We start from the raw sequence: 24,472 nt of genomic DNA, 5'->3' as shown, positions 1-24,472 counted from the left end.
AAACGCATTGTAAACTCATAACGAGAGTTCTGCTCGGTACAGGCAACGCAGTGGTGCATGTCATGTGGGTGTACTGTTCTTCTCTCGTCAACGGACCCAAGTTAATTATAATAAAAAAGGTTTTCTAAATGAAACGGATTCTAAGCTCCGCTGTACTCATTGTCTCGCAGTTGCTCATTTGCATTGCTGTCAACGCCCAGCCACTCATATTACAAACTGAAATTAGCCCGAATGGCGAAACTATCGCTTTCACCTATCAGGGTGACATTTGGACGGTTGATGCTAAAGGCGGCAGAGCAAACCGCCTGACTATTCATGAAGGCTATGAATCGCGTCCTTCATGGGACAATAATAGTAAACAAATCGCCTTTAGTAGCGACCGATTTGGCAGCACTGACGTCTTTATTATCGACGCCAATGGTGGCATGCCTAAGCAGCTTACCTTCCACTCATCCTTCGACAGCGTTACCGATTTTGCTCCCAACAACACCATTATGTTTGCCAGTCGCCGCACTTACGCGCAAGTAGAGCGTGAAGCCGAAATAATGGCTGTTGATGTAGCAGGTCAAAGCACAGAAGTGCGTTTCATGGATGCATTGGGCTTGGATGCAACAATGTCGCCAAACGGTAAAAAAGTTGCCTTTGTAAGAGGCACTGCGCGCGTATCCCGAGAAGATTACCGTGGACCAGCCAATCGTAATATCTGGATTTACGATATTGAAAAAAATACTTACACTCAACTCACCACGTTTAAAGGCACCGACTTCATGCCTAAGTGGATCGATAACTCAAGCCTGTATTTTATTTCGCCCCGCAGTGGCAAGTACAATGTTCATAAGGCGGAGTTAAATGGCAAGATTACGCAGATTACGAAAGAAACTGATTTCGGTATAAACCACTTTAGTACAACAGACAATGGTCGCACAATTGTGTATCAAGCTGGCGATGAAGTGGTCAGTTTCGATGTGCGAAAAAAGCGTAAAAAAACGCTCGACATTAATGTGACCGGCGACTTCCGTTTTGATCCCAATGTAGCAAGAAAAACCACTAACGGTATAAACCAATATGCGGTCTCGCCAGACGGTAAGCTTTCGGCATACACAATGCGCGGTGATATCTATATCACTCGCAATGATGAGAAGGATGAACGCAGCGTAAATTTAACCCAAGGTCCCTCTAGAGACCGTGATGTCACTTGGTTAAACGACAATACCCTGTTATTCGTTTCTGACAAAGAAGGTCAAAACGATATCTATATGCTGAAATCTTCAGATATTGATGAAGAAAATCTTTTTGCTAGCTTAAAGCATAAGGTAACAAAACTAACCAACACCGCTGAAGATGAAAGAAATCCCGTCGTATCTCCCGACGGTAAGCAGGTCGCGTATTTACAAGGCCGTGGCAAGCTAATTACTGCACAAATCAGTGATGAAGGCGTATTAAGTGACTCACTGACGCTTCTGGATGGCTGGGACACCCCTTCTGGCCTAGCGTGGTCACCTGACAGCACCTGGTTGGCATATTCTCTATCAGACTTAAATTTCAATGAAGAGATTTATATTCATGCAGCGGATAACTCATCCGCACCAGTAAATGTAAGCATGCACCCTCGCTATGATGTAAACCCCGTTTGGAGCCCTGATGGTACTAAATTAGGTTTCAGCTCAATGCGAAATAATGGTGATTTTGATATTTGGTTTGCTTGGTTAAACAAGAAAGACTGGCAGCGCTCAACCGAAGAGTGGAAGCGTTTGAGCAAAATGGACAAGCCAAAGAATGACAAAAAAGACGATAAGAAAAAAGATAAGAATGATGAGCTGAAAGAAGGTGATGAAGAAGGTGCTTCTGACGATGATACCGAGGTAGCAGAAACGAAAAAAATCACTATCGACTTCGATGATATCTACTTACGCTTAGTTCAAGTAACCCAATTTGCTGGCAATGAAGACCAACTGGTATTCGACCAAAAAGGCGAGCATATCTATTACAGTATTGGTGGTTCAGGCCGTCAGAATTATCAAATAGACCGCAGTTTGTACAAAATAAAATGGAATGGCGAAGATAAAAAGACCGTACTGAAAGGTAATGTTTTCCCTCGTCAGCTAAGCCTTAGTAATAAGGGCAAACATGTATTCGCCCTCACTCAGCGTGGAAAACTGGTTCGTATCGATACTAAAAGCGATAAGTCGAAAGACATGAAAGTCGTCTCGAATATGAAGATTGATTACGCCAATGAACGAGAGCAAATCTTTGCTGATGCTTGGCGGGCACTTAATGACGGCTTTTACGATCCAAATTTCCACGGCAAAGATTGGGATGCCCTACGCAAGAAATATGAGCCATTGGCGCTGAAAGCATCAACCCATGAAGATTTCCAATACATCTTTAATTTGATGTTGGGACAGCTCAATGCAAGTCACATGGGGCTATCCAGTGGTGATAACCCTAAAGAGACCCAAGACATCGAAACTGGCCTTCTTGGCATAGAAGGTAGTAACAACGCTCAGGGTTACACTATTTCAAAAGTGCTTCCGAACAGTCCAGCGCATCGAGATGAGAGCAAGCTAGAAATAGGCGACACTATTGTGAGCGTCAACCAGCAATCAGTACTAAACCAAAATTTTCACGCCTTGCTTAATGGTCAAGTCAATACACCTGTTCTTCTTGAAGTGATGCGCGGTGCACAACAAAGCACTGATACTGAGTCGACTACCGAAGAGGTCGTCATCTGGCCGGTGAGTAGCTTACGCAACGAATTATATGATGATTGGGTAAATGAGCGCCGTAGATTAACTGAAAAATACTCAAACGGTCGCTTGGGCTACTTGCACATTCGCGGCATGAATTGGTCCAGCTTTGAGCGATTTGAAAGGGAGTTAATGGCTGCAGGTTATGGCAAAGACGGTATCGTCATAGATGTTCGCTACAATGGTGGCGGTTGGACGACAGACTACCTTATGGCGGTGTTAAATGTGAAACAACACTCCTACACCATTCCTCGTGGCGCTGCAGAGGATCTGGAAAAAGAACATCGTAAGTTTAAAGATACTTATCCGTTTTCAGAACGCTTACCGCTATCCGCTTGGACCAAGCCATCAGTTGCAATTAGTAACGAGAATAGTTACTCCAACGCTGAAATATTTTCACACGCTTACAAAGCATTAGGTCTCGGAAAATTAATCGGCCGTCCAACCTTTGGCGCTGTCATCAGTACCGGCTCGTATGGGCTTGTCGATGGCTCTAGAGTCAGAATGCCGTTCAGAGGTTGGTGGGTGAAAGAAAGCGGTGAAAATATGGATTTTGTGCCCGCAATGCCAGATATTGAAGTGTTCAATCCTCCTGCATACAAAGCATTAGGTGAAGATCCGCAATTAGAACGCGCTGTTGAGGAGCTGATGAAGTCTTTGTAAAACGACTCGTTAGCAATGACCGAACGTTAGTTCAAGTGAAGCGACACCCATAATGCGTTAAATCGCGTTGTGGGTGTTTTCATATTTTTGTTAGCTTTTCTGATACTCGATCGAGTTCACATACCATTCTTTAGCGCCCTCGGGCGTTTTAACCACAAACGTATCGTCGACTTCTTTCTTTAGTAAGGCTCTTGCCATGGGTGAATCTATTGAAATATAGTCTTTTACATCACCATATATTTCATCCGGCCCAACAATTCGAAAACGCTTCGTTTCACCTGCCTCATTCTCAATTTCTACCCAAGCACCAAAAAAAACTTTACCGTCTTGCTGTGGGTTGTAATCAACAATCGTGACGTCGGGTAGTAGCTTCCTCAAGTACCTTACTCGTCTATCAATCTGACGAAGAACGCGTTTATTGAATGTATAGTCGGCGTTTTCTGAGCGGTCTCCCAAACTGGCAGCCCAAGTCACAATTTTGGTAATTTCAGGGCGCTTTTCATGCCACAAATAGTCGTGCTCTTGCTTTAGCTTGGTGTAGCCTTCGCGTGTAATCAACTTGGTCTTCAATATACTGTCCGCTGGTTATAAATCTCAATTAAGGCGGTATATAAACTCGCCTCTTAATACATTTTAATGCATAAAGTACTTTCACCGCCAACACTGAATGCTATAATCCGGCTATATAGCCAAGTGGCGGCGGTCTTGCGCCCTTGAAACACCCATTCAAAGTTTTCAATTATTGAGTTGTTCATGATCATCGAGAAAATTGCTTCCGAGCTAAACGTGTCCCCCGCACAAATTCAATCAGCTGTTAATCTACTAGACGAGGGCGCCACAGTACCATTTATCGCGCGTTATAGAAAAGAAGTGACACAAGGGTTAGACGATACTCAGTTGCGTAATTTAGAACAAAGACTCGGGTATTTACGCGAACTTGAAGACCGTCGTAAAGTGATCATTAAATCGATTGATGAACAGGGCAAACTAGATGAATCACTCAAGTCTAAAATTCTAGCTGCCGACAACAAAACATCCTTAGAAGATTTATACTTACCGTACAAACCTCGTCGTCGCACCAAAGGCCAAATTGCCATTGAAGCAGGTTTGGAACCCCTTGCGAATGAACTGTTTAATAATGCTGACGCCGATCCAGAAACCTTGGCTGCGCAATATATCAATGCGGACGCTGGGGTCGCTGATGAGAAGGCTGCTTTAGATGGCGCTAAATTCATCCTCATGGAGCGATTTGCTGAGAATGCAGAATTACTGCAATCAATCCGTCATTACTTGACGAAAAATGCTCATGTGAAAAGCGTGGTTGCGCCCGGCAAAGAAGCTGAAGGTCAGAAATATAAAGACTATTTTGAGTACACAGAAAAGTACGCCAAAATCCCTTCACACCGCGCTCTTGCAATGTTTCGCGGGCGTAACGAAGGTATTCTACAAATTAATATTGATGCCGATCCGCAGCAAGAAGAAGGTGTGCGTCGTTCACATGGTGAAGACCTTATCCAACAAACACTGCAACTTCGCCTAAGTGATTCTGCACGAGATAAGTGGCTCACCTCTGTTGTTCAATGGACGTGGAAAATTAAAATCCTCTTGCATATGGAAACAGAATTGTTTGCCACTTTACGTGAACAAGCCGAAGCGGAAGCGATTAAAGTGTTTGCGAAAAACCTGAATGATTTGCTCATGGCTGCCCCTGCTGGGCCAAAAGTTACCATGGGCTTAGATCCGGGTATTCGAACGGGTGTGAAGCTCGCTATTGTCGATGCAACCGGTAAGGTCGTGCACACCACTACCATCTTTCCTCATGCGCCACAAAATCAGTGGGATAAGTCAAAGCGCACTATCGCCACCCTTTGCCAACAGCATAAAGTCGATTTGATCAGTATCGGTAACGGTACTGGCTCACGAGAAACCGATAAGCTGGTCGGTGAAATGATGAAAGCCACTCCTGAATTGAAAGTACAGCGCATCGTTATCAGTGAAGCTGGCGCCTCGGTTTACTCAGCATCTGAACTCGCTTCAAATGAATTACCTGGCATGGATGTATCATTGCGTGGTGCAGTATCGATTGCCCGACGCTTACAAGATCCACTCGCTGAACTCGTGAAAATTGAGCCAAAAGCGATTGGTGTTGGGCAATATCAGCACGACGTCAGTCAAAGCCAACTTGGCAAGTCTCTCGACACCGTGATTGAGGATTGTGTGAACGCGGTAGGCGTCGATTTAAACACCGCCAGCCCAGCATTGTTAACTCATGTGTCAGGTTTAAACAAAACCTTAGCCAATAATATCGTTCAATTTCGAGATGCAAACGGCGCCTTCGTTGACCGTAAGGCACTTAAAAAGGTTGAGCGATTAGGGCCAAAAGCATTTGAACAAGCTGCCGGCTTTTTAAGAGTCATGAACGGCAAGAACCCTTTAGATGCCTCATCGGTTCACCCTGAGACTTATCAAGTCGTAGATACTATCGCCAACAAGGCAGATATCGCCGTAAACGATATGATTGGTAACACCGAATTGTTGAAAAGCTTAAAAGCCGAAGAATTTGTCACAGAAGAGTTTGGTCTACCGACAGTCGTGGACATACTAAAAGAGCTTGATAAACCGGGGCGCGACCCGCGTCCAGAGTTCAAAACAGCTAGTTTCAAAGAAGGCGTTGAAACCATGAATGACCTCAAAGAGGGCATGATATTGGAAGGCGTTGTTAGCAACGTTGCCAACTTCGGCGCATTTGTTGATATTGGTGTTCACCAAGATGGCTTAGTTCATATATCTTCTATGACCAACACCTACATCAGTGATCCCAGAGAAGTGGTGAAAACCGGTGATGTAGTCAAAGTAAAGGTCATGGAAGTGGATATTGCGAGAAAGCGCATTTCCTTGTCTATGCGCATGGACGACACACCTCAAGCCAGTTCAAACAACAAGCCAAAAGGCGATCGTTCGTCACAAGGTAAAGGTCCACAATCGAAGAACCAGCATAACGGCCAACGCAATGCTCCTGTTAAGAATAAACCTAATACAGGGAATGCTGCCATGGGTAATGCCTTTGCAGATGCCTTTGCCAAGGCGAAGAAGTAAGCATGCCAAGTGAAGAAACAAGCCGTTCAAGCGGTTTCTTCTCAAGAATAGGCAACGCAGTAGGCGACAAGCTTGCTGCGTTTCTTAGTAAACCTAGCACACAATATCGTACCTTTAGCACACTTAGCGAAGATCAACTTACGGCTAATTTACAGCCAGGCGATCTGATACTAGTTGAAGGGAATAGTCGAATTAGCTCAGCAATAAAATATCTCACACAGTCGACTTGGTCTCATGTAGCAGTTTATATTGGTGAGCACGAGGGTCATAAGGCATTATTGGAAGCCGATCTCGTAGAAGGTGTTATCACGGTTCCAATGAATAAGTACAATGGCTTTAATTTGAGAATTTGTCGGCCTGTTAATTTAAGTGCAAAAGATACCCAAGCATTGATCAATTATTTTACTGCTCGTATCGGCCACCAATACGATACCAAAAACATATTCGACTTGATGCGTTTTTTACTACCCACACCGCCAATACCTCAGCGCTTCAGAAGACGCTTGCTTGAGTTTGGTAGTGGTGATCCCACCAAAGCAATTTGTTCGACCTTAGTTGCTCAAGCATTTCAATCAATACGCTACCCCATTCTACCCTTAAAAACAGATACGAATTCACCCGCAAATATAAGAGAAAAAGTGATTTTGGCCAAACGACATTACAGTCACTTTACGCCCAGAGATTTCGACCTATCACCCTATTTTGAAATTATTAAGCCGACCTTACATGCTGGATTCAATTATCAAGATATCGTGTGGACTACTCAGTCAGACGAAACTGCATAGTTTACGATAGTGTAGCGTTTTGCTTTCTGCTGTTTCGTTTCATACATGAGTTCGTCAGCTCTTGTGATTAAAGCTTCAAGAATGGCTTGCTGCTCAGGCTCAAGAATAATTACCCCGACACTCGCTCCCACTTGAACCTGTAAATCTTCGTTGATTTCAATCGGTGCAGAAATCGTTTCAATCAATGCCTCAGTATAGGCAGACAACTCATTCGTATCATTAAGCATCAAACCAATAAGAAACTCGTCTCCACCCCAACGAATATTGACTGCAGTGCCGCCCTCTTCTTCAGCATTGTTGAGTAAACGTGTGCTGATCGCTTGTAAAACATCGTCGCCAACGTCATGTCCATAAGTATCATTAATGGGTTTAAACTTATCGAGGTCAATCATCATCAAAACAAAAGTACTTTGCTTCTCTTGCCGAGTCTTTAGTAACTCGCTTAATTGAAGAGAGCCTGAACGACGATTCAGCAAACCGGTGAGTGAATCATGGTCCGCTTCATAACGCGCCTTAACTTCCTCTGTTTTGCGATGAGTAATATCATAAATGATCACTTCGACAAGCTGTTGAGATTCGTTACGTTCAGCTTTACGAGAGTCTGAAATTGAAGAAAACAAACAATGTAGATAGCGTTTTTCATCCTTTTGTAAATACGTTAGATCAATATCTATTTGTGAATCAGCATTATCTTCACTCAGCATGTTTATCTGTTTTTTAACTAAGCCTGGTGATTCAAACAAATTCGCAAAATTGTGGCCTTCCACTTCCTCACCAAACAATTGATAAAATGCTGGGTTGCCAATAGTGATATCTCCTTCATTAGACAATAAAGCAATACCTGCTGTTGCTTGCTCAAACAACAGCCTAAAGCGTCTTTGTAACTCTTCTGTTGCCTCACGAAGCTCACGCTCAGACATGAACTGTTGCTTCAATGCGCCAATAAGCCCATTTGTTTTGCGAGCCAATGCACTAATTTCGTCTTTTTGTTTGTAATCTATATGAATAGGAGAGTTAAACTCAGGTGTACTTGGATCGACTAAGGTCAATGCATCAGCTAGCTTCTTAATTGGCTGGGTTAGTTTCGAGCGCACAAACAGGCCAACTGCTACGGCTAGAATAAGGCCCAAGCCTATTAAAAGATAAGCGTTTTGCAGGGCGCTACTGGTAACTTGCTGCTGTATGAAGCGTGCATTCGGGATAACAGTCAAACGGCCTACCATTTCAGTTTCAGTGAACGGATCTTTTAAGTCGATATTTATCGCTTGGCTTCTTGGTGATGTATCTCCGGCACTGATGAGTAAATTTTCGGTGGGCATATTGATACTAGCCGCTGCGACCAAATCGTTATCAACTAAACCATCGACTACTTGCTGAGCCAATTCAGTATCAGCCAAATAGGCCGCAATTGCGCTGGTTCTGTTTGCGGTTTCTGCCAATCGAGCAGTTAACTCCTGATATTGTTGGGTAGCCTGCTGCAATTGAAATTGGTAGTTTAAGAACGCAAAGACCGTTGAGATCACCAACGAAAGGAGCCAGATAACTAAACTGATACGTACTGATAGCTTCACAATTAGCTCCAATTAAACTAAAAAATGGTGGTGAAACTTAGGCTCAAAACATTTAAAGAGAGTTCTTCCTTTGGCGTCAATAAACCTGCTTGAACGCCAAACAAACCACTACCAAACTCACTTGTTCTAAAATGGTCAAACTGAACCTTAAACGACCATGCTTCATGAAAATCCCATCTAACACCAGCACTTATAGACTTTTGGTCATATGATGCCCCGCGAACAGCTTCGTTTGATTCAGCAGATAAAATGACTAACTGCTGAAATGCAACTGGAGGAAGTAATGATTCAGCACGCTCATAATCTATCACCTCAGGAGCCAATCTACGATTGTGAGTCGCTAGCGTCAAGTAAGGCTTAACGTTACCCAGCTGATAGGCCGCGCTAATATATCCGCCAACGGAGCCGCCGGCTAAAACCCAGTCACTGTCATAATCAAAAAGTTCAGCATTCAGCTCCAGACTATCAACATTATACTGGCCTCCGACAGATGCATAAGTAATAACCTTGCCATCGGGTACGATGTTGCCAACGAGCTCTCGTGCAAAAGGTGAAAATAATGGTGGCACGTTTCCTTCCAGGTTCTTCACATCGTCAATGCCCACGGTATCGAAATTATCTAATGTTGAACGGATGAATGCCGCATGAAATCGCCAGTCAGTAGATTGAAGTTCGATATTTAGAACTGCCAATTCAGAATAATCGATAGTAAGTTCACCACCTTCAACATCATCAATGAAATTGGATTGGCCATACGAGAGAGCAACTTTTACTGCACCAAAATCGGCATCTTGAATGTAAGAAGCTTGTAAGCCATCCATGCTACCCAGAGCGCCTGCGGTGGAGTACATTTCCACTGGAGGTCGCACCCAATTGAGCAAATGCCCCACATTTCGATAATCAGTATATAAATAGCTATTAGTGCTGAAACGACCGATTTTCGCAGACCAGTGACGATCTATTTGATAGCGCAAAAAAGCAAGTTCTATATAGTTTGCAAATTGAGTATTGTCTCGGTCTTGCAATATGATCTGCCCAACGGCATCAAACTTGTCATTAAACTCAATATTCGATTGTAGGCCTAGAATTGAATCTGGAGCAAAAGACAAACCCTCTCGCCCATTTTTCTGCAAAGAACTCCGATAAGCTAATTTGTCATGCTCGGCATAAGTAAGAGACAAGTTAGTAAAACCGCTAAAACTAACCTCAGTGGCTTTTGCTTTACTCACCGTCAGCCCACAAGTAAATATACTTGCTAGCAACAATAGAGGCACCGTTGAGGACTTCGGTTTATTCAAATCGATAAACAATTTTCATCTCCTTAGTCACTTTTGAAGCATTAATATAAGCGAGTACGTTCACATCTTCTCTCATCATTTGAATGATGTCAGGAACTGAGGATGCTTTTTCTGGGGGGGTTGCACGACCGGAAAAAAGCAAACGAGACCAATAAGCATTTATCTTGCGCTCACTCTTACCCACGAGTAATTCATAAAACTCTTTGCGTTGAGGACTTCCTGCAAAATAATCTATCGGTGTAACAAAATCACCATTCGGAAAGCTTTTAAATCGTCCCATGAAAATGTCAATCAGCTGTTTTTTATCCAAGGTGTCGATGGCATTCTTAGTACTCACAACGACCACTAGTGAATCAGGGTTGGACGGGGTTGACTCTTGCGCTTGGACAGACACGCCTACACCTACCAGAGCAATCAAAAACATGCCTAGCAATAACCGTAATAAATTCAGTGATGTAGATGAATTAATGAATGTTATTTGCTTCTCCATTCTGGTGTTGTCTACACAAAAACTATAGAAGTAGTCGACAGAAAACTCAAAATATTAATGAGTAATTATCATAAATTTATACAAACAAACTAAAATTACTTGTTGCAGCCTTTAGAGAGTAAACACTGTTTAACACTTGTGACGCAACTTGGCTTTGCTCACTGAATTCAATATCAGTGTTATCAGCCTTCAAGCTGGCGCGACTTTGCCCAGCAGGCTCAGTTGAAATATCTGAAAAGTCGCTTGAATCATTGTCGTTTGGAGTCTCACCAATAGCAGTTGCATTACTTTTATCGCCATTCAATTTTTCAACATTCTCTTGGGCAATATCAGCTCTTGCTGCTTGTTCTTTCTGCGATGCCTGTGCGGCAACTTTATAATCTTGCGGTGACGGTTCTGCAGGTGCCAATGCCGCCGCTTTTACTTGCTGCATTTTACGCACTGTTTCTTTGGGGGTTTTTGCTTCGGCTATATCAATAGATACTTCACCGCCAACAGCATAGCGTTTACCATCGGGACCCGTTTCATACTCGTAAGTTGGAGCACCAGCATACTGACCGCCTGTTGCGGCGTGCGCTTGCTCATGCAATCTTACCTCGTTGTCTCGGTCTTTTAATTCTTCGACTTTTTTGTCTTCAGACTGTTGCTGACGTTTTTCTTGTTCAGACTCTGCCCCCTCTCGACCTGCACTTTGATCACTCCCGTTGTCTTTACTTGCATCGCCAGCATTCGGGTTATTTAAGGCTTGGTTAATAGTCGGTTTATCGTAAGTTGGGTTTTGTAAGAGGTTTGCTAAATTATTTGATTGATTGTTGCGATCTGCTTCTGCGCCCACACCTTTGTCAGCTGCACTTTTTTCACCCTGTGTCAGAGACGGAATAATCTCTCTTTGCACATTATCCCTGCGCGCAGAATCAGTTCCTACGTTGGAGGTAGGATATCCAAAACTGTTAGGGATTGGGGTGACGATATTCATAATGGCGAGTTCAGTCCTCTTTAACTGGTCTGCGATGAATTAAGCAAAAGTATCGATAATCGTGCCCAAGGTCTCATCTGCCGCTTTGATGACTCTCGCAGATGCTTCGGCTTGGTTTGTACCAGAAATGATTTCAACTGCGCTTTGGTTGATGTTGACCGGCGATTGTCTATTTGGATTATTTGATGAAGCCAAATCAATCGATGCTCGAGTTACCTGCTCTGCACCCTGATTATAGCCTTGCACGCCTGCATACAGTGCGCTGGACAAATTACTATTTTCGATACCGTTGGGCATTGATGACCTCTACGCTTAATAATTGAAACAATATTCCTGATCTTACTACACAAAAACTGAGGATATTCCTTCCCTTATCCGGTGTATCGGCGAGATCTAAATTTTCTTTAGTGTTTTTTTTCATTTATTTGAAAAAATTTATTCACAAGTCACTAAGTGCTGCTAAATGTGCCTCACCACCTCTGTGATTTCCAATCACATTATTGCGTTTTATTGTCTCTAGCTTTCTTGAATACGGGTTTGAATACATACTCTACGATGTGCTTATATTTGCCTACTTCTGCAAAGCGCTCATCTTGCATGTCTAAACCAATGTTATGTAATTGAGGCTGCCCATCGCGTAGTAAGTAGTTCAGACGAAGACTCGTTGCTCGCCTCGACTCACTTGAGTCTCCAGGAACAGTCGATTGCTTTTGTTCAATATTGGACCACTGACCAAACCCGTTAAACAGCGGAACAGTTTCCTTATATGGCGTGATAAAGAGAATAACCTGAGCATCAGGATGAGAACCAAAGAGCTCGGTTGCGGTTTTCTTGATTGCTAGATTCAGCGTGTCTTTATCTAAACGACCAGTTCGTGAATCAAAGATACCGCCATACTCAGCCGCGTTTGCATTGAATAACGCCTGATCTTCAGAATGCTGATTGGAAATGCCCTGTTGCAGAAAATAACTATCTGCATCTTTTGTAAAAGCGTTTGTGTAGCTTGCAAACTCATTTTTAAACGCGGGCGGCAGCCAAATAAAAATGGCGCTTGATTGAACGTTAGTCTCAATCGGCAGTACTATTTGGCTACCCGTAGGTTTAGGATCATGGAAAGTGAAATTCAAGGTTTTACAGCCCGCTAATGCGGACAAAGCAAAAACGATAAATAAGTAGCTTAATAACTTCATTTTTTGCGTGATTTATGACTAGCTAAATCTTCTAAAGCGAAATCTAGTGCCTCCGCCAACTGCGCTTTGTCATCAAATAAATAATCGCTAGTTTTCGGCTCTATTTCACCATCGTCATCATAACGGGCTAGCAACTCAATGCCACCTGAACCAACCGACAATATATTGTTCTGCCCATCACGGAATCGAAGGTATAACCTCGCGCCGGGCAAATAGCCTTCTTCCTGTGTGAACAAAGTACTCAATACTGCACCGGCATCAACACCATCAGCTAAATAGACTTCGCTTTGCCCATACCACCTTGCATAGTGCCCTAACAATAAGTTGTTACTAAAGTTAGCTCTGACGGCATCTACACCTGCAAACAAAAATGCATCTAAATTTAGCTCTTGTTTTACTTGTTGCATGGCTTTTATAAAAAGTTCATTTTCTAATTCGCTATTTTTTTGCCCGGTATTTGGGTTGAACAGTCCTGGCGCGTCTTTTTCTAACGCTTCCATCACCTCATATAACCTGCTGGCGTCAACTACTTGAAAGCCTAAGTCTTGTAAAGCCTCGGTAATGCGTGGGCGATAAAATGTTTCCATATCAGCTTGGAAGAAGGCTAACTGAGATTCCATTCGGAAAGTAACAAAACCCACATTTTTATATTGCGATGTGAGCTGCTGAGAGTTGAGGTAATCTGGGCTTGATTTACATGACATCAACGTGAGTGCAAAGATAACGATTAAAAGCCTATACATCTTTTCGTCCTTGTTAAAAACTATTCACCATGAATAGATACTTGTTATTTTCCTTTCCCAGTTTATGCACAAGGTTTTTTTTAGTCAACATCCTCTTAGGCCATGCTAGCTGTGTAAGAGCATAGCAGAGATAAACCCTCGCAAGTGCTCAGCGAAAACCTTCGCGTCCGTTAAAAAAGGAGCGTGTGAAGCATGCTTAAAAATGAGCGTTTGGCTGTTTGGCTGCAAGTGTTGAATTTGATTGATTGCAGAATGTGGAACAAGACTATCGAGGCGACCATAAAGTCGTAAAGTGGGTACAACAATTCGCCCTATATCTTGGCGTAAGTCAGCATGTTGTAATATTTCTAGCCCCGCAGCAAGTGCACTAGGATGAGGCGTAGGCAATGAATCAATAGATGCTGAAATTTGCTTTATCAGCGCCTTAGCATTTTCTACACCCATCATTTGGATCGCTAAAAATCGTGATAGCGTTTTATGGTGATTAAGTGATAACTGTTCCGTAAACATCGATAATACTTCGGGCTTAATACCAGGCCAAGCGTCAGCCATTTGAAACTTAGGAGTCGATGCAATAGTAATTAAAGCCAGCATATTAGGGTGTTGATTCATAGCCAAATACTGAGCGACCAAACCTCCTAGAGACCAGCCAATCAGAACACTGTTTTCAGGAATTTGCGAACCAACACTATCAGCTAAGGTGCTGAGTTCGTAGGGCGAAGGAATGATATCGTGTTGCGCGCCGTGGCCGGGTAAATCTAAGCAGAGATAATCGAATACTACATGAGAGACTGATTCGCTCTCTTCATCGAGAGTTCGCAATGCCTCAATTAATTGCGAAAACACGCCAGAGTTCATTCCCCAACCGTGAATAAAAACAAGAGTGATAACCGTACTTTTGGCCGGCGCGGCAGTGCTCATTTCAGTGGTAACCTTTTACGATAAACAGAATACGTTGGCGCGAAAGTATATGGGTAGTTGGCAAAAAGGACTAGTACAAGGTTTAAAAAAAGCAGGCCTAGGCTATCGCAGACTAGCGTTATCTTTGTCACATCGACATTGTTACTTGTGCCGTCAGTCGAGTAAGGACCTAATTTGTGGCTATTGTGAACATTTCATCTCCCCACTGACTACTCACGACAATTTGCTCACAAGTCCGGATATCCTTAAATACTTAGATACCCCGCAATATGATTATCTTTATGCTATCGGAGACTATGTTTGGCCATTTGACTTCATGGTCAGAGATTTGAAATTTAACAATAAACCAGTAGCTGGCAGGGCATTGGCTTCACTATTTTACCAGCGCGTTTTCATGCTCAAAATAATGGCGGTAAACAATGTGTGTGAAGCGCCGGAGAAATCAGACACAAGTATGTTACCTGAAATATTAATACCTGTACCCTTATCGCTCAGGCGCTACTGGCAACGAGGCTATAATCAATCACAAGTGTTAGCGGACTGGCTTACCACGCACACACATATTCCAAACGCGCCCTTACTTCGCCGAGTGCGACACACCAAAGCACAAGCAAATTTGCAGAAGCAAGACCGCATAGATAATGTTGATCAGGCTTTTGAGTGCCGCCTCAATGGTGATTACAAGCACATTGCAATTATCGATGATGTGTTAACGACAGGGGCAACGATGAATTCCGCTGCACAGGCGGTGCTCAAACAAAATCCACATATGACAATATCGGTCTGGTGTATGGCGGTGACTTTAGTGAGCTAGATAAAGTAGCTGAGCCACAAAGTATTAAATATTGATACCTTAAGTTTTATATCAAAAGCCTTGAATCAATTTTATTGCGTTTAATGCAACGTACTTTAGTATGTTGAACACATATACAACAATTGCCGCAGGCATTAGTTTGGAACTACAAGACACTAAACGAAAGGCATTGAGCGTCCTTATTGAGCAAAACCAGCTCAATGCTCAAAATATCGAAGAAGCGAAATCGGCGATCGAGTTCAATCCATCCACCAGCGAGTGGAAAAGCTTTATTGATCACTTATTACTGTGGGCTGGCGTGCTGGCACTTTCCTGCGGACTGATATTTTTCATTGCAGCTAATTGGCAAGACATCGGTCGTTTCGCAAAGTTTGCGATCGTTGAAGGATTCATCATTATCAGTGTGCTGGCGTATTTGCGGTATCAAAACAATCCATTGATAGCAAACGGGGCACTCTTCTGCAGTATGTTAGCGGTTGGCGCTTTGATGGCCTTGTTCGGTCAAACCTATCAAACGGGTGCCGATCCATGGCAGTTATTCTTCAATTGGGCTTTGGTTGTCACCCCTTGGGTGTTAGTGAGTCGCTTTGCGCCTATTTGGATGTTATGGCTTGCCTTACTCAATGTAGCCTTAGTTCTCTTTTTAACACTTTACTACTCCGACACATTTATTTTAAATGTGATGTGGGCAGCCAGCCTTGGCAGTTTGATTGCTTGGCACTTCGCAGCACAGAAATTGGCTTTTCTTAATAAAGCTTGGGCTATAGGACTACTCGCAGTATATGGCACTTACATTGCCACTTTTGGTGCTGCCGATGCGATATTTGGGGCTTATGTATCAGACGATACTAAGGGTCTCCAATTCGTAGCATGGTTAGCGTGGCTTGGCGTAATTGCTTATTTATTTTACATGCAACAACGTCAGATCTTTGTGCTCGCCTGTGCCTGCTTCAGCATTGTATTTGTGCTTAATATGGTGGTCTTCCGACTTCTCGATAATAATGCATATGAACTCGCCTTATTCATATGTGCAGGGTTAACCATTGGTGGCGGGGCTATGTCGACCTTCTGGTTGAAAAAGCTACACGAAGAAATGAAAGCTGAGGAGACAAGTCATGCTTAGTATAAATCATTGGTTTGAAACACTCAGCACCGCTGGTGTTTGTGCTATGCCACAGCCTGATAAAAGTGAAAAAGAGACGCCTTGGTATATTAGTGCGCTGATGGGCTTTTGCGGCTGGTTGGCATCGCTATTTCTACTAGGGTTCATGGCACTGGCTTTAGGCGCTATGATTGAAAGTGGTATCGCGTCGTCGATTCTTGGCTTAGCGCTCCTTGGTGGTGCCTTCACACTTCAGAAAAACGCGAACTCTGAGTTTTTATCGCAGTTCAGCCTAGCCATTAGTGTTGCCGGTCAAGGTCTGTTAGCAGTCGCAATATTTATTCATCTTGAATTCGATATACAAGCACAGTGGATAGTCTTTGCTTTCATTCAAATGGGTGTTGCACTGATCATGCCTAATCGCATAAACCGCTTCATGTCCGCTCTGTTCTCAGTAATTTGCATATCGATCGCACTACATGAGTCCGGAGTAGCCAGTTTGTTCACGCCATTAATGATGCTCTTAGTCGCTTATCTCTGGTTAAATGAATTTACATTGAGCTCAAAGTTAGCCGCTACTCGCGCCATCACTTACGGTTTAACCATCGGCCTAGTTATTACAAAGGTAAGTTTTGGATACTTTAACTTCGACGAAAATAACGAGCTTGTCATTCTGAGCGGCGTGGGTGCTTGGTTAGAAGAAAGCCTATCTATCGCTGTATTGTTATTTGTATTACATCAGTTGTACACAAAACAAAACCTAAAAATAACAAGCAAAGTGGCTATAAGCCATATTCTGCTGCTCATCACGGTTTGCGTTTTAACGTTTTATGCCAACGGACTCGCCTTAAGCATAATGCTTTTGTTATTGGCCTTTGGTTCAAGAAATCATTTCCTTCTAGCTATTGGCGTTGTAGCGGCTTTGTTTAACTTGTCAGCCTATTACTATTGGCTAGATATTAGCTTATTCAATAAGTCTCTTGTATTAATGGGTGTTGGGGCTGCTTGTCTGGTATTACTTTATGTCAGTAAAAAAACGCAGTACTCACCAACACAAGCCATAGGAGAAAGTCATGATTAAGGAAAGTATGAAGAAATATATTGTTGGTGCAGCGACTCTTATCATTTTATTACTGATCAACTTTTCTATTTGGCAAAAGCAAACCCACATCACTGAGGGCGAAGTCATTAACATCGAATTGGCACCGGTGGATCCACGCTCATTGATGCAGGGAGACTACATGACTTTACGCTTCGATATCGCACGTCAGATTAGAGCTTCATATGATGAATCAAGCCAGACTGAGAAAGATGATTCTGACAACCAAGCTTCCCAGCCACTTTTACCAGAAACAGCTTACGTGATTGTCCAACTTGACGAGAATAAGGTTGCGAGCTTCGTTTCTATTGAAGCAGACAACGCGGAATCTATTCCCTTAGGTCCTCAACAGAGAAAACTGCAATATCGCGTGCGACAAAATAAAGTTAAGTTCGCCACAAATGGTTTCTTTTTTGCTGAAGGGGATGAACCAATATATCGAGATGCTCGGTATGGGCAATTTAGGGTAAACAATAAAGGGGAAGTATTGCTGACTGGATTATTGGATAAGGACTTGGTTCTTTTAGGTGCTGAAATGTTGTAAGAAAAAAGTAGCAGCCCAAACAAGTTGGGCACTGCTACTGAGAGTGTGTAGTTATATCGAGAATATAATTTAGTTAATCAAAGGCGCCATAAAGATACTGTTCGCCATCAGTTTGTTGGTGCCATCCCAATATCCTCTGAAATGAATGTTATCAACGAAACTAATAACAGAACCTCTTCCAGTACGCTTAACGATAATCGCCGGTGTGCTGCCAATCATTTTTTGCAACTCGTCGGCAGTGTAGCCAGCAACCAATGGCTCTTTCAAGTAGGTCGCGACTTCGTCAAACGGGTTGTCGCCTTGAGAAACAATCATGTTATTGGTTTTAAACAAGGGTAATGTTGACTCTTCATAACCAAACATTAATGGGTGAGATAAATCGACGTCAGCTCTGTAAACAGATCCTGCAATCAGCTTTTTAGCTGCTAATGCGCTTTGATCACCAAATCCTAAGTCGTCAGTATCAAAAGCATCGTCGATATCAGCTCTGGAGAATACTTCGTTATCAATCCATTTGTTCTGACTAAACCATCGTACCGCTGACTTCTGGCCAATCAACACACCGCCTTTTTGTACCCACTGTTTCATATTCTCAACGGTCTTTTCATTCACTGATGAATATGAGCCCGACGCGAAAATAATGTGCGTATAGTCAGAGATATCACGCCCATTCAGGTCTGACAAATCAAGTAAGGTTGCTGGTAAACCTAAACGCGTATCTAGGTAATGCCAAATTTCGCCTACTTCATACTGAGACGTACCTTTACCACCAATCAAAAGGACCTTCGGTAAGTTGACTGGCGCAAAACGTCGGCTACCTAAATCGATGCCTTTCGAGGTGAGACCCGATGCGACATTGTAGACAGCCAAGTTGAGAGCACTAGCTTGTTCGCTCAACATTTTTATAAGGTCGGTAGGTTGTTTCAAAGCAGCAGGAATAAGTATCGCTCCACGGCTAAAATCACGTTCAGAGACCTTTCCATTTGCAGACACTTGCGCTGTAAAATCGGCACCTGCCACTCGAACTTGAACATCATTGCTCAATAAAAATTGAAGCAATTTTGGTGCTTCGTAATCGTGCCATTCGAAGGCATAAGCGTAAGCATCTGCTTCAATACCGGTAGACACCGCACTTTTCACATATTCATTACTTGTAGACAATTTGCGAGCTTCAGACCGATTCAACGATGCGTAGTTCAAATTAAAAGCTAATGGTAAATTCCAGTTTGAAACGTCATAGAATGTGTTGTCTGCAAAGCGCTGACGCTCCGAAAATAATGAACGCAACAAGCGGTATTGGGCTTGTTTCGCCGGCACATAAATCGCGTTATTGGCAGCTAGCTCAAGACCTTTCACTTTAGTGCTTTTGCTGACATATTTGAAATCAATCTGATGCGACGCCAAAATCGATGCGACACGCTCGAAACGACTTTCATCTTTATTTCCTTGGATAACAAAACCTTCAATCTTGTCATCTTTCATCAGGTCTTTAGTATCAGCATAGAACTGTTTCTGATACGCCAATATCGCCTTTTTATTTGCTAGGGCGCCCTTAAAGGTAGATAAGGAGGTAGTGACTTGGTTTTGGATAGTATCTGGGAAACTCAACAAGCCATTGATGGAATCTTGCAAATGTCCTCGGCTACTCGCTTGCTCAAACAAAATACCGATGCTGCCATGAGCATCTGGGTAAGTTGAGCCTTTACCATAATAAAAATCATCAAAGCTTTCTTGGGTAAAATAGAGTTGCTTATCATTGTCTAAAGCTTTGGCATGGAAATCGCCCAAAGCTGCCGTTAGCGTTACATTGGTGTCTGGCGTCCAAGGGTTTTTACGCGATGCAATTCCCGGCTGGAAGAAGTAAGTACTGTCTGTACCCATTTCATGGAAATCCGTCAGAATATGAGGTCTCCATGAATGAAACTCGCGAATTCTTGCTTTGCTTTCTGGGTGAGTAAGTAGCAACCAATCACGGTTTAAATCGAACCAATAGTGGTTGGTTCTGCCCGACGGCCAATGTTCTCTATGCTCTCTGTGCAACTTGTCACTCACGAGTGTCTTGCCTTTATGTGAGTTTGCCCACTGAGCAAAACGTGACAGGCCATCAGGATTCAATGAAGGATCAAGCAAAACCACATTTTCATTCAACAGGGTATTGACTTCGTCTCCGTTCGAGGCCGCTAGATAATAAAGCACAAGCATAGAAGCATTTGCACCTGAAGGTTCGTTGCCGTGAACGCTATAACCCATATTGATAATTAAAGGGGCATCTTGTGGTACCGATTCACCGTTCTCAATTTGTTGAATATGCTGCTGACGAATCGCATCTATATTACTGTGATTACTTGGGCTGGTGATCGTCAATAACAATAAAGGCCGATGCTCATGCGTTCTACCTATCTCTTTCACTGTCACTCGGTCAGACGCCTCTGCAACAGCATACATGTAGTTCACTAGTTGGTCATGGCGCACGTGCCACGTTCCTACAGGGTAGCCTAGAATATCGGCAGGCAAAGGAATGGACTTATCGTAGTTTTGATTTTGAGGTAAATAGTCCAAGTCGCTGATTTTTGCAGTTGCACTGCTTACTGCGAACAAACTACAAAATAAGCTCATTGTGATTAAAGCAACAAATTGCCTGCGAATTCGGCTAGAAATGCCGTGTAGGTTCAACATAAAGTGTCCTTTGGTTTCGATTTGCCCGACAGTTTTACAACTTGTGTGCAAAAAATCAAATACTTGACTGTTTTACTCAAGTAATTTTGTTATTATACCGCCATTATCGTTTCGCTATTATAGCACCAATGTATAGAGGTCATCATGATCACCATATCTGAATCAGCACAAAGCCACTTTGGCAAACTACTTTCACAACAAGGTGAAGGCACTAACATTCGTGTCTTCGTTGTTAATCCAGGTACCTCCACTGCCGAGTGCGGCGTTTCTTATTGCCCACCTGATGCAGTTGAAGAGAGCGATATTACGCTACCATTTAACGGTTTCAACGCCGTTGTAGATCAAGAAAGCGCCCCGTATTTAGAAGAAGCGGAAATCGACTTTGTTACCGATCAAATGGGTTCACAGCTAACTCTAAAAGCACCTAACGCAAAAGCTAAAAAACTTTCTGACGACGCCAGCTTAGTCGAAAGAATTAACTACATGATTGAGACTGATATTAATCCAGGCCTTGCCAGTCACGGCGGCCAAGTAATGTTAGTTGAAGTTACCGAAGACGGTACAGCTGTGCTACAATTTGGTGGTGGTTGCAATGGTTGTTCCATGGTCGATGTAACCCTCAAAGACGGTATTGAGAAGCAAATGCTAGCGCAGTTTGAAGGCGAAATTACTGCAGTAAAAGACGCAACGGAGCATGAAGCTGGCGAACATTCTTACTACTAGAGTTTAATTGAACGAGTCTCTGACTCGTTCTATGATACGAGCTAATACTCGTCTAGGTAGGTTGTGAATGAGCAGTTTGATCGACAAAATAACTACCGAGCCCTTGCGCCACTGGCAGCGGTTCATTAAAGGTTTTTGTGTATTTATGGTGGGTGTCGCTATTTGGTATTCAGATATGGGCATAAGCTATTTCAATATCTTTGACGGCATTTCAGACACATTTATAAATAGCACGAAAATTGTCGCTTTAGTATTTCTCACTATTGGGGCTTGTATGTCTATTTATGGCTATGTACAAATCCTCATCTGCCGATTACTTCCAAGCCGGGTGGCAAAACAAAGCGAAGAAGCCTGAATAACTAATAGCTGCAGATACTCTGCAGCTGCTAGATCCACAAACGCTCATCTGGCTTCCGAAGCAAGTAGCCATACCACAAGCCTAAGATCAGGCCTCTAGAAGCAAGAAAGCTCAGTAACGCTAGCCACAAACCATAGTTCTCCATACCAGCGTACGCATCACTTCCCTGTATTAGCGTCGATACCATCCACCAGACTGCGAAAAAACCAACCGCCGCACTCAATATCATACTGTCACGCATTGCTCGACCGTGAGTTAAACCGACAAACACACCATCAAACAAGAAGCACCAATGAGCTATCAAGGGCAAGGCTATCATCAAGCCTAGATAAGACTTGGCATTTTCACGTAGGCTAAGTTGGTCAGTGAGAAGGTTGATGATATCAGACCCGAAAAGCCAGAATACAATGGCATACACCAGCGAAAAAATACTGGACCAAAACAACCCTGTATTCACCTGTCGTTTTAACATACTTAAATTGCGTCGGCCTTTTTGTTCACCAACAAGGGCTTCAACCGCATTCGCGACACCATCTAAACCCAAGGCGATGAGCGCGAAGAACTGCATTAGAATCGCATTTGTAGCAGCAGTTTGGGTACCCAAAGTAGCACCTGTGAACGTGACAAAGGCCAAGGTGAATTGCAACGCAAGGTTTCGAAATAAAATATTAGTATTGAGGTTTAACAAAGCTTTCAACGCCGAAAACTTCAACCATGCTGCCTGATATAAGTTCAGATTGACAATCCGCAATGCGGCATACAGTGAACAAGCCAACAAAGAATATTCTGCCAATACCGTTGCTGCTGCGACTCCTTCAATGCCCCAACCGAAACCAAAGACAAACAGAACGCTAAAAACAATATTAATCAAGTTAACTACCACCTGTAATAACAATATGGTGCGAGTCTTTTGTTGACCAATTAACCAACCCACTAAAGCCAAGTTAATTAATGCGGCAGGTGCGCCCCATACGCGCACTGAAAAGTAAGCTTGTGTACTCAGTGTAAACTCATCGCTTGATTGAGCGAAATAGAGCCCAGCGCTTAAAATCGGCGACTGCAATACGACAAATATCAGGCCTAGAACCAAACCCAAGGTGATTCCCTGTATCAGTACTTTTAAGCGGGCTTCGTCAGCTTTATCTTGACCACCTGCGCTTTGCGCACTTAAGCCAGTTACCGACATTTTAATAAAGCCACAAATCCAATACAGTTGTGTGAGAATTAATGTGCCAATTGACGCACCAGCTAAATAAGCAGCCTCATTCATATGCCCCAAAATCGCTGTATCAACTAAACCTAAGAGCGGCGTAGTTATATTGGCTAAGATTAGAGGAACTGCCAGTATTAATAATTGCCAAGGATGTGAACGGTTTGCATTGTCCTGCGCTACCTTGCTTTGCCCATTTGGCTTAACGTTTTTTGGCATGTCCGTTTATGTTACCTATGAAGTATGTTCTTCGTGAAGAGGAATTAGATGCTATAATTGCACAGAACTAGGGCCAGCAAAAGGAGCGCTAAGATGATTTCAACACGCATACAATCAACAGCTTCAGAATCTATGATTCTGAGCATTATACTGTCCTTTATCTTATTTGTTTGTGCATTTCCCGCCTTTAGTCTTAGTCAAAATACTCAAACCAATCAAACTCATCAAAATCGTAGCTTTGTGATTCTTCAATACCACCATGTGAGCAAAGACACTCCACGAGTCACTTCTATCGCGCCTGCGGAACTAGAAGAACACATGAGCTACCTTGCAGAAAACAATACCGTCATCAGCTTGCAGAAGGCCTTGGACTTACTGAAAAAAGGTGAAGTAATACCTAATAAAGCTGTTGTTATTACCTTTGACGATGGCTATAAAAATATTTTAGAGAATGGTCACCCGATATTAAAAAAGTATGGCTTTCCCTACACAATCTTTATCAATCCATCGCAAATTGGTACCGGTTCTCAGCTTAGCTGGGAAGACCTTGAAACGATGAAAAGCGAGGGTGTTACTTTTGCTAATCACACGCTAGACCATCTTCACTTATTAGATCGTTATGCCAATGAAAGTGATGAACAGTGGCTAGCTAGAATAAAACGCAATATCGAGATGGCTGAGCAGCTACTGACTGAAAAGCTGGGTTATTCTTTGAAGTGGTTAGCTTACCCTTTCGGTGAATTCGACACCAAGGTAAAAGCGCTTCTTAAAGACATGGGTTATATTGGCTTTGGGCAGCAGTCGGGCGCCGTTGGACCATATAGCGACTTACAAGCTCTACCGCGATACCCAGCAGCGGGCAGATACGCGAACTTAGAAACACTCAAGACAAAAATTAACAGCTTAGCCATGCCCGTCACCGATGTGCGTCCGCAACGTTACGTAATGTTGATAGAAGAGCAGCTTGGTACCGTCGAGATAGATGTTAAGTTCGACGACATTTTATTAGCCCGCGTTGCATGCTATTTCAGAGGTGAAACCTTACCTATCAAGGAAACGAAAACCGGCTTTAGTATTAATGTAAAAGCGAAGTTTTACCCTGGCCGCACTCGCATTAACTGCACAGCACCAAGCTTGCGCGATCCATCTCGCTTCTACTGGTATTCGTTGCCTTACTTTACAGCGCAGGATAACGGTACTTATTTGGATTGATAGGTAAGAAGCCCACTGACAAACAGTGGGCTAAT

At 43.1% G+C, this 24,472-nt stretch carries 21 protein-coding genes; 10 read left to right on the top strand and 11 right to left on the bottom strand.

Going from position 1 to position 24,472, the window contains the following annotated elements:
* Positions 1-128: 128 nt before the first annotated feature.
* On the top strand, positions 129-3,410 hold the full coding sequence (locus RM556_RS12595; protein ID WP_311362459.1) for a S41 family peptidase: 3,282 nt from the start codon (positions 129-131) through the stop codon (positions 3,408-3,410).
* Between the two features lie 90 nt (positions 3,411-3,500).
* Here the strand turns inward: RM556_RS12595 and greB are convergent, their stop codons facing one another.
* Positions 3,501-3,980 carry a transcription elongation factor GreB gene (gene greB / locus RM556_RS12590; protein WP_311362460.1) on the bottom strand — a complete coding sequence of 160 codons (480 nt, stop codon included), beginning with the start codon at positions 3,978-3,980 and terminating at the stop codon, positions 3,501-3,503.
* A 183-nt stretch (positions 3,981-4,163) separates the two neighbouring features.
* Between greB and RM556_RS12585 the strand changes: the two genes are divergently transcribed.
* Together RM556_RS12585 and RM556_RS12580 are read left to right on the top strand one after the other, a co-directional pair.
* Positions 4,164-6,506: a Tex family protein gene (locus RM556_RS12585; RefSeq protein WP_311374745.1), complete on the top strand. Its 2,343-nt coding sequence runs from the start codon at positions 4,164-4,166 to the stop codon at positions 6,504-6,506.
* A 2-nt stretch (positions 6,507-6,508) separates the two neighbouring features.
* On the top strand, positions 6,509-7,291 hold the full coding sequence (locus RM556_RS12580; RefSeq protein ID WP_311362462.1) for a YiiX/YebB-like N1pC/P60 family cysteine hydrolase: 783 nt from the start codon (positions 6,509-6,511) through the stop codon (positions 7,289-7,291).
* Here the strand turns inward: RM556_RS12580 and RM556_RS12575 are convergent.
* From RM556_RS12575 to bioH, 8 genes are all read right to left on the bottom strand, one after another.
* Positions 7,270-8,862 (bottom strand): sensor domain-containing diguanylate cyclase, encoded by a 1,593-nt coding sequence (locus tag RM556_RS12575; protein ID WP_311362463.1) that lies wholly within the window; start codon positions 8,860-8,862, stop codon positions 7,270-7,272. The two genes, RM556_RS12580 and RM556_RS12575, sit on opposite strands and share 22 nt — an antisense overlap.
* Before the next feature lie 17 nt (positions 8,863-8,879).
* Positions 8,880-10,172: a hypothetical protein gene (locus RM556_RS12570; RefSeq protein ID WP_311374744.1), complete on the bottom strand. Its 1,293-nt coding sequence runs from the start codon at positions 10,170-10,172 to the stop codon at positions 8,880-8,882.
* Positions 10,153-10,584 (bottom strand): hypothetical protein, encoded by a 432-nt coding sequence (locus RM556_RS12565; protein ID WP_311362465.1) that lies wholly within the window; start codon positions 10,582-10,584, stop codon positions 10,153-10,155. Before RM556_RS12565 ends, RM556_RS12570 begins: the two co-directional genes overlap by 20 nt.
* A gap of 142 nt (positions 10,585-10,726) precedes the next feature.
* Positions 10,727-11,626: a putative metalloprotease CJM1_0395 family protein gene (locus tag RM556_RS12560; protein ID WP_311362466.1), complete on the bottom strand. Its 900-nt coding sequence runs from the start codon at positions 11,624-11,626 to the stop codon at positions 10,727-10,729.
* A gap of 39 nt (positions 11,627-11,665) precedes the next feature.
* Positions 11,666-11,923, bottom strand: coding sequence for a flagellar basal body rod C-terminal domain-containing protein (locus RM556_RS12555; protein ID WP_311362467.1), 258 nt, complete (start codon positions 11,921-11,923; stop codon positions 11,666-11,668).
* A 200-nt stretch (positions 11,924-12,123) separates the two neighbouring features.
* A complete protein-coding gene (locus RM556_RS12550) occupies positions 12,124-12,816 on the bottom strand; it encodes a hypothetical protein (protein WP_311374743.1) in 693 nt (230 codons plus the stop codon).
* Positions 12,813-13,559, bottom strand: a complete 747-nt coding sequence (locus RM556_RS12545) for a hypothetical protein (RefSeq protein ID WP_311362469.1) — start codon at positions 13,557-13,559, stop codon at positions 12,813-12,815. Before RM556_RS12545 ends, RM556_RS12550 begins: the two co-directional genes overlap by 4 nt.
* Before the next feature lie 105 nt (positions 13,560-13,664).
* Positions 13,665-14,480 (bottom strand): pimeloyl-ACP methyl ester esterase BioH, encoded by an 816-nt coding sequence (gene bioH, locus RM556_RS12540; protein WP_311374742.1) that lies wholly within the window; start codon positions 14,478-14,480, stop codon positions 13,665-13,667.
* A gap of 49 nt (positions 14,481-14,529) precedes the next feature.
* Between bioH and RM556_RS12535 the strand changes: the two genes are divergently transcribed.
* The 4 genes from RM556_RS12535 (at position 14,530) to RM556_RS12520 (ending at position 18,039) form a co-directional block, all read left to right on the top strand.
* A complete protein-coding gene (locus RM556_RS12535; RefSeq protein WP_311374741.1) occupies positions 14,530-15,294 on the top strand; it encodes a ComF family protein in 765 nt (254 codons plus the stop codon).
* A 100-nt stretch (positions 15,295-15,394) separates the two neighbouring features.
* A complete protein-coding gene (locus RM556_RS12530) occupies positions 15,395-16,417 on the top strand; it encodes a DUF2157 domain-containing protein (RefSeq protein WP_311374740.1) in 1,023 nt (340 codons plus the stop codon).
* The gene (locus tag RM556_RS12525) at positions 16,410-17,477 is read left to right on the top strand and encodes a DUF4401 domain-containing protein (RefSeq protein ID WP_311374739.1); all 1,068 of its coding nucleotides are present in this window, start codon (positions 16,410-16,412) and stop codon (positions 17,475-17,477) included. Before RM556_RS12530 ends, RM556_RS12525 begins: the two co-directional genes overlap by 8 nt.
* On the top strand, positions 17,470-18,039 hold the full coding sequence (locus RM556_RS12520; RefSeq protein WP_311374738.1) for a GDYXXLXY domain-containing protein: 570 nt from the start codon (positions 17,470-17,472) through the stop codon (positions 18,037-18,039). Before RM556_RS12525 ends, RM556_RS12520 begins: the two co-directional genes overlap by 8 nt.
* Before the next feature lie 69 nt (positions 18,040-18,108).
* Here the strand turns inward: RM556_RS12520 and RM556_RS12515 are convergent, their stop codons facing one another.
* The gene (locus RM556_RS12515; RefSeq protein WP_311374737.1) at positions 18,109-20,715 is read right to left on the bottom strand and encodes a M14 family metallopeptidase; all 2,607 of its coding nucleotides are present in this window, start codon (positions 20,713-20,715) and stop codon (positions 18,109-18,111) included.
* Positions 20,716-20,859: 144 nt separating this feature from the next.
* Here RM556_RS12515 and nfuA point away from each other — a divergent pair, with 144 nt between their 5' ends.
* Entirely contained in the window at positions 20,860-21,438 is a 579-nt protein-coding gene (gene nfuA / locus RM556_RS12510; RefSeq protein ID WP_311362476.1) for a Fe-S biogenesis protein NfuA, read from the top strand.
* A gap of 67 nt (positions 21,439-21,505) precedes the next feature.
* Positions 21,506-21,793, top strand: coding sequence for a hypothetical protein (locus RM556_RS12505; protein WP_311362477.1), 288 nt, complete (start codon positions 21,506-21,508; stop codon positions 21,791-21,793).
* 31 nt (positions 21,794-21,824) lie between these two features.
* Here RM556_RS12505 and RM556_RS12500 read toward each other — a convergent pair whose 3' ends face one another.
* Positions 21,825-23,225 (bottom strand): MATE family efflux transporter, encoded by a 1,401-nt coding sequence (locus RM556_RS12500; RefSeq protein ID WP_311374736.1) that lies wholly within the window; start codon positions 23,223-23,225, stop codon positions 21,825-21,827.
* A gap of 93 nt (positions 23,226-23,318) precedes the next feature.
* Between RM556_RS12500 and RM556_RS12495 the strand changes: the two genes are divergently transcribed.
* Positions 23,319-24,437: a polysaccharide deacetylase family protein gene (locus RM556_RS12495; RefSeq protein WP_311374735.1), complete on the top strand. Its 1,119-nt coding sequence runs from the start codon at positions 23,319-23,321 to the stop codon at positions 24,435-24,437.
* Positions 24,438-24,472: the final 35 nt, after the last annotated feature.

The organism is Alteromonas sp. W364 (genome assembly GCF_031846205.1).
Taxonomy (GTDB): Bacteria; Pseudomonadota; Gammaproteobacteria; order Enterobacterales; family Alteromonadaceae; genus Glaciecola; species Glaciecola blandensis.
The sequence above is the reverse complement of the archived record's forward strand: the minus strand, read 5'-3'. Positions and strand labels throughout refer to the sequence as shown.